The 16,914-nt window shown below is 68.2% G+C and carries 14 protein-coding genes; 7 read left to right on the forward strand and 7 right to left on the reverse strand.

The window, feature by feature from the left end; all coding sequences use genetic code 11:
• Positions 1 to 10: 10 nt before the first annotated feature.
• A complete protein-coding gene (locus tag ABZ004_RS33340; RefSeq protein ID WP_355685245.1) occupies positions 11 to 964 on the forward strand; it encodes a glycosyltransferase family 2 protein in 954 nt (317 codons plus the stop codon).
• Complete coding sequence (locus ABZ004_RS33345) at positions 965 to 2,455, forward strand: class I SAM-dependent methyltransferase (protein WP_355685247.1); 1,491 nt, start codon at positions 965 to 967, stop codon at positions 2,453 to 2,455.
• Positions 2,456 to 2,460: 5 nt separating this feature from the next.
• Here ABZ004_RS33345 and ABZ004_RS33350 read toward each other — a convergent pair whose 3' ends face one another.
• The 6 genes from ABZ004_RS33350 to ABZ004_RS33375 all read right to left on the reverse strand — a co-directional run bounded on the left by ABZ004_RS33350 (position 2,461) and on the right by ABZ004_RS33375 (position 10,499).
• Positions 2,461 to 4,230, reverse strand: coding sequence for a hypothetical protein (locus ABZ004_RS33350; RefSeq protein WP_355685249.1), 1,770 nt, complete (start codon positions 4,228 to 4,230; stop codon positions 2,461 to 2,463).
• Positions 4,223 to 5,053 (reverse strand): hypothetical protein, encoded by an 831-nt coding sequence (locus ABZ004_RS33355; protein ID WP_355685251.1) that lies wholly within the window; start codon positions 5,051 to 5,053, stop codon positions 4,223 to 4,225. The genes ABZ004_RS33350 and ABZ004_RS33355 overlap by 8 nt, the downstream gene beginning before the upstream one ends.
• Entirely contained in the window at positions 5,053 to 7,380 is a 2,328-nt protein-coding gene (locus ABZ004_RS33360) for a glycosyltransferase family 2 protein (protein WP_355685252.1), read from the reverse strand. Before ABZ004_RS33360 ends, ABZ004_RS33355 begins: the two co-directional genes overlap by 1 nt.
• A 174-nt stretch (positions 7,381 to 7,554) precedes the next feature.
• Positions 7,555 to 8,337, reverse strand: coding sequence for an N-acetyltransferase (locus ABZ004_RS33365; protein ID WP_355685253.1), 783 nt, complete (start codon positions 8,335 to 8,337; stop codon positions 7,555 to 7,557).
• Positions 8,337 to 9,482 (reverse strand): dTDP-4-amino-4,6-dideoxygalactose transaminase, encoded by a 1,146-nt coding sequence (gene rffA, locus ABZ004_RS33370; protein WP_355685255.1) that lies wholly within the window; start codon positions 9,480 to 9,482, stop codon positions 8,337 to 8,339. Before rffA ends, ABZ004_RS33365 begins: the two co-directional genes overlap by 1 nt.
• A gap of 9 nt (positions 9,483 to 9,491) precedes the next feature.
• The gene (locus tag ABZ004_RS33375; RefSeq protein WP_355685257.1) at positions 9,492 to 10,499 is read right to left on the reverse strand and encodes a glycosyltransferase family 2 protein; all 1,008 of its coding nucleotides are present in this window, start codon (positions 10,497 to 10,499) and stop codon (positions 9,492 to 9,494) included.
• A 198-nt stretch (positions 10,500 to 10,697) separates the two neighbouring features.
• On the opposite strand from ABZ004_RS33375, the gene ABZ004_RS33380 reads away from it, so the two are divergent.
• Positions 10,698 to 12,914, forward strand: coding sequence for a hypothetical protein (locus ABZ004_RS33380; protein ID WP_355685259.1), 2,217 nt, complete (start codon positions 10,698 to 10,700; stop codon positions 12,912 to 12,914).
• Here ABZ004_RS33380 and ABZ004_RS33385 read toward each other — a convergent pair.
• Complete coding sequence (locus tag ABZ004_RS33385) at positions 12,899 to 13,927, reverse strand: spore coat protein (RefSeq protein WP_355685261.1); 1,029 nt, start codon at positions 13,925 to 13,927, stop codon at positions 12,899 to 12,901. The genes ABZ004_RS33380 and ABZ004_RS33385 overlap by 16 nt on opposite strands.
• A gap of 70 nt (positions 13,928 to 13,997) precedes the next feature.
• Here ABZ004_RS33385 and ABZ004_RS33390 point away from each other — a divergent pair, with 70 nt between their 5' ends.
• The 4 genes from ABZ004_RS33390 (at position 13,998) to pseC (ending at position 16,896) form a co-directional block, all read left to right on the forward strand.
• Complete coding sequence (locus ABZ004_RS33390) at positions 13,998 to 14,228, forward strand: AbrB/MazE/SpoVT family DNA-binding domain-containing protein (protein ID WP_355685263.1); 231 nt, start codon at positions 13,998 to 14,000, stop codon at positions 14,226 to 14,228.
• Positions 14,221 to 14,655, forward strand: a complete 435-nt coding sequence (locus tag ABZ004_RS33395) for a type II toxin-antitoxin system VapC family toxin (protein ID WP_355685264.1) — start codon at positions 14,221 to 14,223, stop codon at positions 14,653 to 14,655. Before ABZ004_RS33390 ends, ABZ004_RS33395 begins: the two co-directional genes overlap by 8 nt.
• 127 nt (positions 14,656 to 14,782) lie before the next feature.
• The gene (gene pseB / locus ABZ004_RS33400; protein ID WP_355685266.1) at positions 14,783 to 15,766 is read left to right on the forward strand and encodes a UDP-N-acetylglucosamine 4,6-dehydratase (inverting); all 984 of its coding nucleotides are present in this window, start codon (positions 14,783 to 14,785) and stop codon (positions 15,764 to 15,766) included.
• 5 nt (positions 15,767 to 15,771) lie between these two features.
• Positions 15,772 to 16,896: a UDP-4-amino-4,6-dideoxy-N-acetyl-beta-L-altrosamine transaminase gene (pseC, locus tag ABZ004_RS33405; protein ID WP_355685267.1), complete on the forward strand. Its 1,125-nt coding sequence runs from the start codon at positions 15,772 to 15,774 to the stop codon at positions 16,894 to 16,896.
• The last annotated feature ends 18 nt before the right edge of the window (positions 16,897 to 16,914 follow it).

Consider the following 16,914-nt stretch of genomic DNA (forward strand, 5'->3'; position numbering starts at 1 on the left):
AGGGCCCGCAGTGTTCGTCTCCGTCGTCGTGCCATGTTATCGGTCGGCAGCCACCCTCCCGCGCCTCGTCGAAAATCTGACCCAGGTCTTACCCGAGGTCACCTCCGGGTACGAGATCGTTCTGGTGGTCGACGGCAGCCCCGACGACACCTGGCAGGTGGCCAGCGAGCTGGCGAACAAGTACACCGAGACCCGGGCGATGCGGCTGGCCCGCAACTACGGGCAGCACAACGCGCTGATCGCCGGCGTCCGGAACGCGCGGTACGAGGTGGTCGTCACGATGGACGACGACCTGCAGCACCCTGCCGACCAGGTCCCGGTCCTGCTCAGGGCACTCACCGACGACATCGACCTGGTGTACGGCGTACCGATCGACGAGGAGCACGGGTTCTTCCGCAGTCTCTCCTCCCGGATGGTCAAGGCGGCGATGTCGACCACGCTGTCGGTCAAGGGCGCCAAGTCGATCAGCGCCTTCCGGGCCTTCCGGACCTTCCTGCGGGACGGTTTCGACGGGCTCGACGGACCGCACGCCTCGGTCGACGTGGCGCTGTCCTGGTCCACCACGCGGATCGCGCAGACCACCGTGCGGATGGAAGATCGTGCCGAGGGCAAGTCGAACTACTCCACCTGGATGCTGATGAAGCATGCCCTGACGCTGATCACCGGCTACTCGACCGAGCCGTTGCGGCTGGTCGGCTACCTCGGCTTCATCTGCGCGGCCTTCGGGGTCGGGCTGTTCGGCGTGATCATCTACAAGTACGCCGCCGGCGCGACGACCGTGGCCGGTTTCACCACGATCGCCTCGATGGTCGCGCTCTTCTCGGGCGCTCAGATGCTGGCGCTCGGAGTGCTCGGCGAGTACGTCGGGCGTTTGCACTCCGGTTCGATGGGCCGGCCGACGTACGTGATCCGGGAGCGCACGGACGTCGACGCGCACCCCGACATCACCAGCGAGAGCGACTGAATGAGCCAGTACCTGCTGTTCCCGGGGCGCCACCACGTCCTGACCCGGTTCCAGGCGGCCTTCCTCAAGGAGCACGTGGACCGCACGGTGATCTGGGCCGTCACGTCCGCGAATCACCACACCACCAAGCGGAACCCGATCCCCTTCGATCGGCGTGAGGCTGCGATCGAGCGACTCAGCCTGCAGGAAGGTCTCCGCTCGCTGGTGATCGGCGTCGTCGACACGCCACCGACCGACGATTTCGCCGACGTCACGATCAAGGCGATCGAGGCCGGCACCGACGACCAGGTCCAGCTCGATCCCGCGAACACCGTGGTCGCCTGCTCGACCCCCGAGGTAGCGAAACTCTACGAACAGTTGGGCTATCAGGTCATCGGCGTCGAGCCCGACAGTGAGCCGCGACCCTGGGACGTCCTGCTGATGATTGCCGCAGGCAACGAGGATTGGCGTGCGCTGGCGCATCCCGGCACCGTCGACGTCTTCGACCGGTACGCCCTGGACGCGCAGATCCGGCGCTGTGTGAACGACCCGGTGGTCGGCGACGACGGCGGGCTCACCACGACCCGCGACTACAAGACGTATGCCGATGCCTTCGAGACCGCCGCCGACCGGAAATGGCTGCAGATCAAGGACTTCGTCCGCCCCGGCCGGATCCTCGACATCGGCTGCGCGACCGGCGCGACCCTGCAACTCATCGACGCGGATCCGCGTTTCCACGAGTCCGACCTGATCGGCGTCGAGGTCGCCCGGCACCTGTACGCCGAATGCGTGCACAAGAAGGAGCAAGGGCTCTTCCACAACCCGAACGTCTACTTCTACCAGCGGAACATGCTCGGCTCGACCGTCTTCGCGCCGCGCTCGATCGACACCACGCTGACCCTGGCGCTGACACACGAGATCTGGTCGTACGCCGACGGCTCGCGACCCGCCACGGTCCAGCGCTTCGCCGACGCCCTCTTCGCGCACACGGCACCCGGTGGCGTCTGGGTGAACTCGGACGTCTGCGGACCGGCCGAGCCCGAGCGCGCCGTAGTACTGGCTCTGGATGACAGTGACGGGGCGAATCCATCGGCTGTCAGTGAACTCGAAGCCTTGCAGGATCCAGCGGAGTACGTCGGGAAACTCTCAACCAGGGCACGGTTCTTCCAGTTCGCGCACGACTTCCGGCGGAACGCGAACGTCCCCTTCGAGTATGAAGAGCACGGCGGCAAGCTCGTACTGCGGCTGGCCGACGCGATGGACTTCCTGACCCGCAAGGACTACGTCGACAACTGGCTCAGCGAGACCCACGAGCAGTTCTGCGGCCTCACCTTCGACGGCTGGTCAACGATCGCCAAGCAGGCCGGGTTCACCATCGACCCCGCCTCCAAGGCATGGCGCAACGACTGGGTGATCACGAACCGGATCGCACCGGTAGCAAGCATCACCGCGCCCAGCGGCGAGCCGATCGACTGGCCGGACACGCACCAGCTACTGATCGCCCGCCGCTGACGCGATCAGCCGAGCTTGTTGCGGATCTGGCGGTTGACCTTGCGCTTGACCTTGCCGGCGAACTTGCGTGGGTTGCGGATCTGAGCGGCCTTGCGGATCAGCGTCACCGCGGTGTACGCCTTGGAGTTGCGCAGCCGGGTGCGTTCCGCGTTCGCCTTCTGGACCTGGGTGCGCATCTCGCGGATCCGGGTCTCGCGGGTCTTCAGTGCCTTGTCCCGGAAGCCCAGGGTCCGTTCCAGGCCGAAGATCTGGCCGGCCAGCTCGAAGGACTCCTTCTTCGCCCGCTCGGCCTCGGCCAGCGCGGTCCGGACGTCCGGTGTCTGCGAGGCGTCCGACGGAATACCCAGTACGCCGGCCAGCGCGGCCGCGAGTTCCTTGCCGCGGGCAACATGGGCGACCGAGGCGGACGGGGTGTCCACTGCGGTGGCCGGCACCTGCTTCGGCGCGTCGATCCCGGACATCGCGACCCACGCGGAGACGAGGTCGTCACCGACCATCCACGGCGGCCACGGGTGCCGGCGGTGCGCACCGATCAACCGGTCGTGGAACCGCGCCCACGCTGCCGCGAGCCGGTCCTTGTCGCTCTCCTCCGCAACGGTCTGCCAGCCAGAGACCCCGAACGCGAAGCTGTCACCGTCGACGACCACGTCGTCCCAGCGCAGCAGCGTCCGCGAACCGGTCTGCGAGCGCGCCCAGTCCCCCAGCCGCGCGGCAAGGTCCCGGAAGCCCGGAACGTCCTCGGCAGCAGCCAAACGGAACAACAGCGTCTCAGCGGTCACGCCACCCGGCACTGAAGCGGGCACCGCAGCTGCATCGAACTGCAGCAACCCGTCAACCACAGGAGCTTCAGCAGAGACAGCGACAGCCCAGCCACCCTCAGCAGCATCCGCAGTCAGTACTGCGGTGTGCGCCTTCGCGTAGACGCCATGACCAGCCGTAGCTCCTGCAACCGCGATCCAGCCGCTGGAAGTAGCACCGAGCAGACCAGCGCGCGCAGCGGACTCTGCACCCTCGGAGATCGGAGCCAGCAGCGGTACTGCGACTGACGACGCCTCCAAGGCCTCCACAGCGAGCCGTGCCGGGAGCTGGCCGGGACGTGCGGCAGCAGCAATCTCTGCACTCACCAGTGCGTACGGCGTCTCTTCGACCGAGTACGCCGCGTAGGCAGCCGCGTCCTCGAAGCCGACCCGGGCCAGCTCAGCCTTGAACTGCTCCGTGGAAACCGGACGCGACGGGTCGTCGTGCAGCGGACGCCACTCGTCATCGGCGTGCCGCTCGTCCGCAGGCCGCCGGTCGAGCAGGTTCGTCAGGGAGAACTCGTTCTCCAGCCCCAGCACCAGCACAGCGCCCGGAGCGGTCACCGCGGCCAGTGCATCCAGCCGCTGCGACCAGTTCAGCTCGTTGCTGTCGTAGCCGAGCACCCGGTCCAGGCCGTCGGCGGCAACGACGACGTCGAAGGCCGGCCGGCCGGCGTCCGCCAGCCCGTCCAGAGCGCCCGCAACGACCTGCAGCTTGTCGCCGAACTGCTCCGTGAGCCCAGTGGCGTCGGAGACGGACCGGACCAGTACCGTCGCGTCGGACGCCTTGGCGATCACGGTCTCGACCAGGTCCGCAGCGTGCGGACCGAGGATCAGGGCGCGTCCCGCGTCGGGCAGTACGTCGGCCAGGAGCGCGCGCAGCACCGGTCCCTGGACGGCTCCCCGCTTGCCGCTGTAGTCGCTCCACGGCTGCATCTCGCCGCGGACCACATCGACGGCCAGCTGGTTGTCAGACACGCTCTCTCCAATCGAACAACATGCGCAGTTCCTCGGCCGGCATCATCCACGGGACGCCGAGCTCCAGGTCGGTGGTCGCGCGGGCGGCGGCCAGGTCGATCTCCTTGCCGAGCATCTCAGGCCAGAGCCGTTCGATCCGGCTCTGCCCGCCGAACAGCGGATTCTCGCCCTCCATCTCCATCGGGTCGCCGTACACGGCCGGTTCGCAGCCGGCGGCGATGCCGTAGAAGATCGCGGTAGACAGCCGGTTGGCGGCCACCCGCTTGTGCTTGCGGAGCTCGGTCAGCTGCTTGTACAGGAACCGCGGATCCGTGCCCTCGTAGGAGAACCCACGGCGGCCGAACGAGACCACCCGGAAGCCGGCGTCCTCGTAGGACTTGCGCACCTCGGGCCGGTCGTACTCGGTGTAGTACAGGCTGAAGGTGACCGGGCCGGGCTCGGTCTCCCGGATCTCGTCGATCAGGCGCTTGTGATCACCCTGGATCTTGCCGCCCTCCCAGCCGTGGAAGAGGAACCACAGAGTGCCCTCCCGCTCTTCCTCCGGTACTACGCCGAGCGTGGGCTCCAGCTCCTGCAGGTACAGGAAGGGGGCGCCGATGCTGTGGTAGTTCCGCCGGCCGAGTGCGTGCCCGCGGCGGCGCGGGGCGTCGCTCCAGGTGAACCGCCAGGCGCCGTCGTAGAACTCGTGCACCGGGTTCCAGCCGTCCGCGATATTCCAGCCGTGCTGGAGATAGCCGCGCAGGCGGGGCGGGTACTCGTCGTCCAGACCGGCGTACCGGGCGAGGATGTGCGCCTGACCGTAGTAGTGGTTGTGGTGATGCATCAGCGGACCTCGACGTGGAGTGTGCCGGCGTGCGGGCGCAACGCGGCGGTGTGGCCCTCGGCCTCGAGCTCGACCGGCAACTTGCTGGACAGGAACGGCTCGCACTGGACGGCGTGCGCGGAGCCGTCCGGCGCGACCGCGAACAGGATCCAGTCCGCCAGGCTGGCCAGCGGATCGGCCGAGTTGGTGGTCACCTCGGCCGGGACCAGTTCGGCCAGTCCGACGGTCGCGGACCAGACGCCGTCCTCGACGGTCTGCCGGCACTCGACGTCCACGTGGTCGTCGTTGTCGTCGATGTAGCGCCGCCAGCTGTACTTGTACGCCGCTTCGCCGTCCGCGACCGCACCGGTGATCCGCAGCTCGTTGCTACCGGCAACTTCTTCGGCATGGTCGGCGGTGACCCGGAAGGGCGTCTCATGCAGGTTCACGTAGCCACCCGTCGACCGGGTGAGCGTCACCAGCCGGCCCTGCTCCGCATGGGCGGCGGCCCGGGGTGGCGCCGTCCAGAGCATCAGCTTCTCCTGGTCGTTCGAGCCGAGCAGGCGGAACGCCCAGGTGGTCCGCTGGGTGAACGGGTCGTCAGGGTTGGTGTCCTCGATGATCGGCCGGAACGGGATCCGGACCGAGAAGTCGCGGCCGTCGCCGGACAGCGTGAGCGGCAGCAGCTGGTCCTGGCCGGACAACGGCCGGGTCACCTGCAGCTTCGGGTTCTCCACCTCGGTGGAGACCCGGCCGGTCAGCACCAGCGCGTCGGCGGTCGTCTCCACCCCGGTCAGCCGGCACGGGTCGACCATCTTTCGCAGTACGAAGGCACCGTCGGCACCCGGACCCGGCTGGATCCAGCTGGTGGTGTCGATCCAGGCACCCGGCGGCCAGCCCGGGCTGCCGGGGCGCTGGCCACGGAGCTTGCCGTGCCGCCGGAGCCGGCCCGACCGCAACCGGACGACGAAATGCGCCGGGGCCGCGGTGTCCTTGAGCTGGGCCAGCAGGTCCTTGCCGAGGCGGACCTCGAAGCCGACCAGTGCCGGGTCGCCGTGCGTGTCGGTCGCGTCGAACCGGCGTACCGGCAGGGCGGTCTCGGCGCCGCCGATGACGAGGGCCATCCGCAGGCTGGACGAGGTCTTGGTCTCCAGGTGCCGGATCTCGGCGGTGCCCTTCACGGACAGCTCGTCGCCGTGCCAGCTCACCTCGGTCACGCTGGTCGCCAGTGTGAGGTCCTTCATCGGCAGCCGGTAGAGCTCCCGCGGAACCGCGCTGTTCTGGTCGTGCACGCCGGGGTAGTTGTGCTCGAACTGCCACGAGCGGCGCGGCCGGGCCAGCGCCCGGGCGCCACCGCGCAGGCCGCCGTCGTTGCGGAAGGTGGCCAGCCGGCGGAGCAGGTCGACGTCGCCGGCCCGCAGCGCGGAGTGCTGCAACCGGTCGTACGGGTGCGCCTTGTCCAGCACCTTGTCGTCGAGGCGGTCCATCAGCCGGCGGGCCAGCTTGATCAGGTTCTGCTCGTCCTCGGGCGGCGCCGCGCCGAACGCCATCATCAGCGTCAGCATGTCGATCTGGGTCAGGTGCCCGTGCACCCGCCGGCGGACCTCGGTCAGCACCTGGCCGTCCTCGACCAGGTCCATCACCAGCTCCGCGGACCGGACCCGGTCCTCGAGGTTCCCGAACTGGAACTTCTGCTGGGTGATCGACTCGCCGGACTCGCGCTCGCGCCAGTAGTAGACCGGGACCGCCAGCGCGTCCACGGTGACGGCGTCCAGGTGCGTCTTCAGCGTGACCGGGTAGTCCTCGTAGCGGATCGCGGGGAACTCGTAGCCGTACTCGTCCCAGAACGAGCGCCGGTAGACCTTGTTCCAGGCCATCCGGTCCAGGATCAGGTCCGGGGTCTCGATCACGTGGGTGGCCAGCCGCTCCTTGGCGAACGGCAGCCGGTGGATCCAGGACGGCCGGACCCCGGAGGAGTTGTTGAACCGCCGGGCGTTACCGGCCGCGAACGACGAACCGGTCTCGTCCAGCGTCCGCACCAGCTTCTCGAAGCCGTGCCGGGTGACCAGGTCGTCGCTGTCGACGAAGGTGAGGTACTCGCCCTCGGCGTTGCGGACCCCGGTGTTGCGGGCCGGGCCGAGGCCCTGGTTCTCCTGCGTCACGATCCGGAAGCGTGGGTCGCGGTCGCAGAACTCCTTGGCGATCGCGGCGCTGTCGTCCGGGGATCCGTCGTCGACCAGGATCGCCTCGAAGTCGGTCCACGTCTGCCGGGCGATCGAGTCCAGACACTCCCCGATGTAGTCGCGGACGTTGTAGAAAGGCACAACGACACTCAGCCGCGGCGTCACAACGGCGTTCTCCTCGGCTCAGTCGGCAGTACGGTCGGCATCGACATCCCGGTCGGCATCACGCCGGACCCGATGCTGCTGCGGCACGCGCGCTCCGAGCAACCAAAGGCCGGGCGGCGACCAAAGATCTCGCGGTCAGCTTAGCACCGGGCGTGGTCGCTCCGGACGCCTGCGTCACCTCTCCCGGCCGGGTTCACCGGGTAGTAATCCAGGCGTTACGAGATGGACCGTCAGCAGGGTGTGCACAGGCTCGAAACCGTACCGGGCCCATGCTCTTTGGACCCCTGTGTTGTGCCCTTGCGTGGAAATCACCAGCCGCCGCGAGGAGGCCGCGTCCTCCACCGCCGCGAGCAGGTGCCCGTAGCGCCCACGCCCCTGCTCGGCCGGTACGACGCCGGCGAGCTCGATCTCGGTCCAGGAACCCGCCTGGTCGACGGTTGCCAGCGCGAGCACCCGGCGATCCGGTCCCCGCAGTACGACGGCGCCCTGGTCGGCGATGCTCCGCCTGGCCCACTCCTGGTAGCCGGCCAGCGCCAGCGTCCTGTCGAACAACGGGTTCGCGCAGTAGTGATTGCCGTAGTCACCGAAGATGTCCCCGACCAGGTCGTCCACCAGGTCGTCGTCGATCTCCCGCTCCAGGCCGGCGTTGAACCCCGCTAGCGGAGCCGGGCGACGACCTTTACCGACCGGGAGCGACCAGTAGATCAAGCTGTCGGCCAGCAGTGCCGTCCTTGCACCAGTGGCCAGCGCTGCGAACCAGTGCACCTCGCGAGCGGGATAACGCAGTACGACGACGTCTGCCGTCGACTTGTCGATCGCAGTGAGCACCTCGGACAGTTGCGTTCCGGCCGAGGCCGACACGGTCACCCGGTCGACCGAGACTCCGAACCGCTTCGATTCGTACTCCGAAGGGACGCTGGTCAGCTCCCCTGCCTCCAGCGCGTCGTACCAGCCCATCAGAGCGGGTACGTGAGCAGACCGTCGACCACACGGTCCTGTTCGTGCTCGGTGAGCTGGCTGAACAACGGCAACCTGACCAACCGGCCGCTGATGTCGTCGGTGACGTCACAGCCACCGGGGCCGACGCGGCCGTACTTCTCACCGGCCGGAGCGGAGTGCAGCGGCACGTAGTGGAAGGTCGCGGTGATGTTGCGCTCGCGCAGGTAGGCGATCAGGCCGAGCTGGTGCTCGTGCGACGGCATCAGCACGTAGTACATGTGTGCCGGGTGCACGCAGCCTGCTGGGATCGTCGGCCGGCTGACGCCGTTCGTAGTCGCCCAGTCGGTCAGGAGCTCGTCATAGCGCTGCCACCTAGCTAGCCGCGGCGCCTGGATCTGATCGAAGAGCTCGAGCTGGGCGGTGAGGAAGGCAGCGAGGGGGTCGGCCAGCAGGTAGCTGGACCCGATGTCGACCCAGCGGTACTTGTCGACCTGGCCCCGGAAGAACTGGCTCCGGTTGGTGCCCTTCTCCCGGATCACTTCGGCCCGGTGCAGCAGGTCGGCGTCGTTCAGCACCAGCGCGCCACCCTCGCCGCAGTGCACGTTCTTGGTGCCGTGGAAGGACTGCGTCGCCATCTGCCCGATCGAACCGAGCGGGCGGCCCTTGTAGGAGCCACCGAGGCCGTGCGCGTTGTCCTCGATCACCTTGAGTTCGTGCTTGTCAGCGATAGCCAGTACTGCGTCCATCTCGACCGCGACCCCGGCATAGTGGACGACCACGATCGCCTTTGTCCGCGAAGTGATCGCGGCTTCGATCTGGGTCTCGTCCAGGTTCAGCGTGTCCGGCCGGACGTCCACGAACACCGGTACGGCGCCGCGCAGCGCGTAGGCGTTGGCGGTGGAGACGAAGGTGAACGACGGCATGATCACCTCGTCGCCCGGCTCCAGATCGAGCAGCAGCGCGGTCATCTCCAGCGCGTGTGTGCAGGACGGCGTCAGCAGTGTCCCCACACCACCGGCCAGCTTGGTGATCAGCTCGGCAGCACGTGCCGTGAAGGGACCGTCCCCGACGACGGAGGCCGAGGAGAAGGACTGCGTGACGTAGGCGAGTTCGTCGCCCGCCGCGTAGGCCTTGACGAACGGGATGGGTGACAGGTCCGGCATGGCAGGAGCCTACCGTCGGTCGGGCCCCTGCTCCGGCAGAGCGTCATCCACGGTCTCGGCGTACGAGTGGTGACCGGGATCCTCGAGGCTGTCGTAGCCGATCATGAACTGCGGCCGCCGCTGGCTCGCCTGGAACAGCCGGGCGACGTACTCGCCGAGCAGCCCGAGACAGAGCAGTTGCAGGGCCCCGATCGTGCCGACGGCGAGCACCGTGGAGGTCCAGCCGGGGACGCTCTTGCCGGCCAGCTTGATCGCCAGCGCGGCGATCACGACCAGCACCGACACGAACCCACCGGCCAGCCCGAGCCAGGTCGCCAGCCGCAGCGGCGCCGCCGAGAACGCGGTCACACTGTCGAACGCCAGCCGGAACATCTTCGAGACCGTGTACTTCGTACTCCCGGCCGCCCGCTCCGCCCGGACGTACTTCACCTCGGCGCTCGGGAAACCAAGCCACGGGATCACCAGCCGGAAGACCCGGCCGTCCTCGGGCAGCTGGTTCACCGCGTCCACCACGCGCCGGGAGACCAGCCGGAAGTCACCGGCGTCGAACGGAAGGTCGCGGCCGACCAGCCGGCACATCAGCCGGTAGTACATCCGTGCGGTGGTCCGCTTCGCCCAGCTGTCGCTGGAGCGGTCGGAGCGTACGCCGTACACGACATCGACGTCGTCCTTCTTGGCAGTGGCGAGCAGCTCGGCGATCACCTCGGGAGGATCCTGCAGATCGGCGTCGATGGTGACCAGGTATTCGCCGCGGGCCAGCTGGAAACCGGCCGACTGTGCGGCCTGGTGCCCACTGTTGCGGAGCAGCCGGATCAACCGGAGCTGCGGCCAGTCGGCGGTGGCCGCGGTCAGCATCGCCGCCGTGGCGTCGCGGCTGCCGTCGTCGACCACCACCAGCTCGTAGCTGATGCCGAGACCGTCCAGCAGCGGGTGCATCCGCTCGAAGAAGAGTGGCAGCACCTCTTCCTCGTCGTACATCGGTACGACGACGGACAAAACGGGCCGAGTAGTTTCCATGCGAGTAGCCCTCCCAGATGCAGAGGCTAACGCGGATCGGGTCACCGGCCGACACGGGCACGCGCCGACCCTGCGACAGGATGTCCGGACACGTTCGGTGATGTTCCGGGTACGTACCGATGTCGTCACGGCATTAAGGTTGCGCGCATGCACTCGAGGGCAAGGCGGCGGGGACCGAGGCCTCGTGGTCTCGGAACGGTGGCCGGGCGGACCGCCGTACTGCCCCTCGCCGTGCTCGCGATCGGGCTGATGCTGGCCGCGCACGCGCCGGTCTTCGACGTGCTGACGTTCCTCGGCTTCGTGCTGGCCGGGATCACCCTGCCGGGCTTCGTACTCTGGCGGCTGGTCGGTGGCTACCGGCGGAACCTGGTCGAGGACTGCGCCGCCGGCTTCGCGGTCGGGGTGTCGGTCCAGCTGATCGTCTACCTGGCCAGCGCGTCGGTCGGGTTGCAGCGCTGGTCGTGGGCCTGGGTTCCGGTCGTCCTCGTCCTCGGCATCCTGGACACCGACGTCCGGGCCCGGGTCTGGCGCCGGGTCGAGGCTCCGCTGGCTCCCCTGACGGCCTGGTTGCTGTCCGGGTCGAGCGCATTGGTGCTGGTCGTCCTCTTCCTCACCGGGCCGGCCCGGCTCACCCCGGCGTACGCGAATCCGGGCCGGGACAGCCCCGATCTGGCGTTCCACCAGGCGCTGGCGGTGAGCGCGAAGTTCGACGTACCGATCGTGCCGCGATGGGTGTCCGGCGAGCCGATGAAGTACCACACGTTCTTCCACCAGTTCGCGGCCGCGACCTCGTGGGCGACCGGGATCGACCTGACCCAGCTGATCTTCGCGCTGCTCTGGCTGCCGCTCGCGCTGGCCGGCTGTGCCCTGGTTTTCGTTCTCACCCAGCGGTTCCTGACGCCGCCCGCCAAGGGCATCGACGGTCCGCATCCCGCGGTGGCGTGGGCCGGACCGCTGGCCGTGGTGGTGGCGGGGATCGGCGGGACCCTCCAGCCGCTGCGCAACTTCGCGCTGGGCGGAGTCTCAATGACGTCGACCGACTACGCGAACCCGACCCAGAACCTCGGCGTACTGCTCGCGTTGCTGCTGGTGATCCTCGGCGTCGACCTGCTCCGGCATCAACCGCCGAAGACCCGCTGGGTGCTGTTCTTCCTGATCGCCTTGGCCTCGGCCGGCAGCAAGGCGACCATCCTGCCGATGGTGGCCTGCGGATTCGGGCTGGTCTACTTCGCGACAGCGCTGACCCGGCGTACGACGCGGACCGCGATGACCGGCGGGCTGTCCACGCTGGCGATCTTCATTGGTGCGCTGATCGTCGTCTACGGCGGCCAGACGTCCGGGCTGAAGTTCAAGCTGGGCGATGTATTCGTGCAGCTGCAGCCGTACCCGTCACTCCACCACGGCGCTGGTCTGGACCGTCCTGCGCAGCTCTTGACCGTGGGAACGGTTCTGCTGGGCTGGGGACTCGCGGTGGCCGGTGTCTTGTTCCTGCGCCGGTTCTGGCGGGACCAGGGGACGATTTTCCTGGCCGGCTTCGCGATCGCGGGGGTGGCGGCAACGCTTTTGACCAGCCAGCCGGACATTGGGCAGCTGTACTTCTACCGGACCGCTTTCCCTGTGCTGGCTGTGCTTTCCTGTCTGGGCCTGGCCCGGTTGGCCGATCGGCTCGGTGATCTCCGGGCTGGTGTTTTGGTCGCGGTCGCGGCGGTTCTGGGCCTGGTCGGTTGCAGCTTGACCCGGATGGGTTCCGCGGATCTTCGTGGTGTGAAGGCGCCGGTGTTGTGGATGGTCGGCGGCCTCGTCGCTGTCGCGGTGGTGACGGCGGTCGGCTGGCGGATCGGTCGTCGCGACGGCAGCCTGGTGACGGCGTTCCTGGCTGCTCTCGTCGCGGCGTCGATGGCCGGGGCGACAACGCTGCCGCTGGCCGGTCTGGTGTCGGAGCATGCCGAGTTGGTGATGTACGGACCGCGGGATGCCGGCCACGGTCCTACCAAGGCCGAGGCAGATGCGGCCCGCTGGCTTCGGGACAACAGTGCGACCGGCGACCTGATCGCGACCAACGCGCACTGCATCTTCAGCAGCGGTGACGTCTGCGACAGCCGTCACTTCTGGATCGCGGCGCTGTCCGAGCGCAAGGTTCTGGTCGAAGGCTGGGCCTACACCAACCATGCGAACCGGATCTACGCCACGACCGGCGTCGATCCGGCCGCGGTGCCGTTCTGGAACAGCGAACTGCTGGACACCAACGACGCCGTCTTCACCGCGCCCTCGCCCGCCGTGATCGAACGGCTGCGCCGGTGGGGCGTGCGCTGGCTGTACGCCGACAACCGGGCCGGCCCGATCTCGCCGGATCTCCGTCAATACGTGCAGCTCCGGCAGGCGACCCTGGACGCGACGATCTACGAGATCAGGTGAAAGAGAGCGTCGGCGACCCGGACCCGGCCCCGACCGTCGACGAGTTGCCAGCCGGCCGCCGCCACCCGGGCGCGCTCGACCGGATCGGTGAGGAGCTTCCGTAGTACGGCGGCAGCTTCGGTCGGGTCGGCCTTGAGATCCGACAGGACGCCGACACCGACGGCGGCACCGGTGGCGACGGCTCGTTCGTAGCCCATCACCTGGTTGTCCACGACGCAGACGAGGCCGGCGGTCGCGCCGAGGCAGAGCAGCTCCCAGGTCGACGTACCGGAGGCACTGACGGCCAGGTCCGAGGCCACCACGGCCTTGGCGAGCTGCGAGGTCGGGCCGATCACCTCGACGTACTGACCCTCGCCCAGCTCGACAGCACCGATCGCCTTGGCCAGCTCCTCACCGGGTGCGACCACGGTCGCCTCGAACGGCACCCCGGTCGCCGCGAGCGCCTTGACCACATGCGGCCCGGCGCCGAACGCATCCGTCCCACCGAAAAAGGCGAAAACCTTCGGTACGCCGTTCGCTCGCGGGCCCGGCGCTTCGCTGGGACGCAGCGAGAGCACCTCGTCGCGCAACAGCACGTAGTCGAGCCCCGCGAGCCTGATCGCCCCGGCCGGCAACTCCGGCTCATCCAGCTCGGACCCAAGATTCTGGTCCACGAACACGTCCGCCTCGGCCCCGCGCAACTCCCCGTCGACAATCGCCAGCGTCGGCACCCCCGATGCCCGAACGGCCGTGAACACCTCGCCGTCCAAGTCGTAGGAGTCGAAAACCACCGCATCGAGGTCGAGCCGCGCGAACAGCTCCAGATGCTCCTCCGCCGTCCAGACCGCCGGCTCCACCGGAATATCCCGGGCCAGAATCTGATCGTTCGCCCACGGCACCGTGTGGCTGTCACACACGAACACCACCTCGGCCCCGCGCCCCTTCAACTCCTCAGCCAGCGCCAGACTCCGCATCACATGCCCGACCCCCCGCAGAGGCCCCACATCACACCTGATCCCGATCCGCAAAGTCACACCCCAGACCGTAACCAACTTGCGGTAAGTTGGTTGTAATACGTGTCAGGCGTAGTACATAGGAGGAACTATGCGCATGAACAGCAAGGGACAGGTGACCATCCCCGCCGAGCTCCGGCACAAGCACCACCTGCACGAGGGCGACGAACTCGAGGTGATGGAGGGACCGAACGGCGAGCTGACCATCGTCCGGGTCCAAGACAGCGAGACCCGCGGCCAGCGGCTGGTGCGCGAGATGCGGGGCCGGGCCACGACAAATCTCAGCACCGACGAATTGATGGAGCTTCTTCGCGGTGAGTGAACGCCATCTGCGCAGTGTCCGGCCGGCGAAGGCGCTGGTGGACACTTGTGTCCTACTCGACATTCTGACCGTGGATCCCGATTGGTCCGAGTGGTCGGCCAACGCGGTCGCCGACGCCCGGGACACCGGCGAACTGGCCATCAACCCGATCATCTACGCGGAAGTCGCGGCCGGCTTCGACCGGATCGAGGACCTCGACGCGGCGCTGCCGGGCGACTTCCTGCGCGAGCCGCTTCCTTACCCAGCGGGGTTCCTGGCTGCGAAGGCCTTCACGGACTACCGCCGTCGAGGCGGCACCCGGCACGCTCCGCTACCGGACTTCTACATCGGCGCCCACGCCACGGTGAACGGATACACACTGATCACGCGGGACGTCGCGCGGTTCCGGACGTATTTTCCGGGGCTCGAACTAGTCACGCCGAACTGACGTCTATCCCCAGGCAGGCTGCCGGGCGGTCCCTGGGATTGAGGGTTCCGTGGTGGGGCCCGCTATCGTACGGAGTTGCGCTCCGTGCGCTGTCCGGAACTGTCCCCTCAGAAGGGTCCTACAAGACGTGTCCATCCTCACCGGCTCCGACATCCTCGTCACCGGCGGTACCGGCTCCTTCGGCAAGGCGTTCATCCGCTACGCACTGGACAACCTGGACCCGCGCCGGATCATCATCTTCAGCCGCGACGAACTGAAGCAGTGGGAGGTCCGCCAGCTGTTCGGCGACGACCCCCGGCTGCGGTTCTTCATCGGCGACATCCGTGACCGCCAGCGCCTCAACCGCGCGATGCACAAGGTCGACTACGTCGTGCACGCGGCCGCGCTGAAGCAGGTCGACACCGCGGAGTACAACCCGTGGGAGTTCGTCCAGACGAACATCGTCGGTTCGCAGAACGTCATCGAGGCCAGCATCGACTCGGGCGTGAAGAAGGTCGTCGCGCTGTCCACCGACAAGGCGTCCAGCCCGATCAACCTGTACGGCGCGACGAAGCTGACCGCCGACAAGCTGTTCATCACCGGCAACCACTACGCCGCGGCGTACGAGACCCGGTTCTGCGTGGTCCGGTACGGCAACGTGATGGGCTCGCGCGGCTCGATCATCCCGAAGTTCCGCGCGCTGCACGAGGCCGGCCAGTCGCTGCCGATCACCGACCTGCGCTGCACCCGGTTCCTGATCACGCTGCCCGAGGCGGTCCAGTTCGTGGTCGACTCGTTCGAGCAGATGATGGGCGGCGAGCTGTACGTGCCGCGGATCCCGTCGATGAAGATCACCGACCTGGCCCAGGCGATCGCGCCGGGCGCCAAGATGCACGACATGGGCCTGCGCCCGGGCGAGAAGCTGCACGAGGAGATGATCAGCCCGGAGGAAGGCCGCCGCGCGCTGGCGATCGGCGACCGCTACGTGCTGCAGCCGGACCTGGCGACCTGGGGCTACACGCCGCCGACGAACGGCGTACCGGTGGCCGACGGGTTCCACTACACCTCGGACAACAACGACCAGTGGTACTCCATCGAGGAGATCACCAAGATTCTCGAGAGTGACGTCTGAGCCCGATGCTGCCCTACGGACGTCAGTCGATCTCCGAAGAAGACATCGAAGCGGTCTCCGCGATCCTGCGCGGTGACTGGCTGACCACCGGCCCGGCGGTGACCGCGTTCGAGAACGCGATCTCCGAGCTGACCGGTGGGCACCGGGCGGTCTCCTGCACGTCGGGAACCGCGGCGCTGCACATGGCGTACGCCGGTCTGCGCGTCGGCCCCGGTGACGAGGTCGTCACCACGCCGATGACGTTCGTCGCCACCGCCTCCTGCGCCGCGCTGCTGGGCGCCAAGATCGTCTTCGCGGACGTCGAGGAGGACACCGCGCTGATCGACCCGGCCGCGGTGGAGGCGGTCGTCACCGACCGCACCAAGGTGATCGCGGCCGTCGACTACGCGGGTCACCCGGCCGACTACGACGCCCTGCAACCGATCGCGGACCGGGTCGGCGCGAAGACACTGGACGACGCCGCGCACTCGGTCGGGGGTTTCTACAAGGGCCGTCCGGTCGGCGACCTGGCCGACGTGACGACGCTGTCCTTCTTCCCGACCAAGAACCTGACCACCGGTGAGGGCGGCGCCGTCGTCGCCAAGGACCCGGCGGTCGCCCAGCTGGCGCACGAGTTCCACCACATCGGCGTGGTCCGCGATGCCGAGCGGTTCGAGACCTCCGACGAGGGCTCCTGGTACTACGAGGTCCACGAGCACGGCCTGAACTACCGGCTGACCGACATCGCCAGCGCCCTCGGGCTGTCCCAGCTCAAGCGGCTCGCCGACTTCAAGAAGCGCCGCACCGAGATCACCGCGCGCTACAACGAGGCGCTCGCGGGCGTCGACGGCCTCCGGAGGCCGGCCCAGCGCGACAACGTCGACCCGGCCTGGCACCTCTACCCGGTGCGCGTGCTCGGCGGCCGTCGCCGCGAGGTGTTCGACGGTCTGCGGGCAGCGGGCATCCTGGTCCAGGTGAACTACATCCCGGTCCACTGGCACCCGGTCTTCGCGAACGCGGGCTACCAGCGCGGCCTGTGCCCGAACGCGGAGCAGTTCTACCGCGAGGAGATCTCGCTGCCGATGTACCCGGACCTGACCGACAGCGACGTCGACCGGGTCATCGAGACCCTCACGAAGCTGGTCTCCTAACTTCACCCTGTGGAAAGT

Source organism: Kribbella sp. NPDC006257 (genome assembly GCF_040613535.1).
Lineage (GTDB): Bacteria > Actinomycetota > Actinomycetes > Propionibacteriales > Kribbellaceae > Kribbella.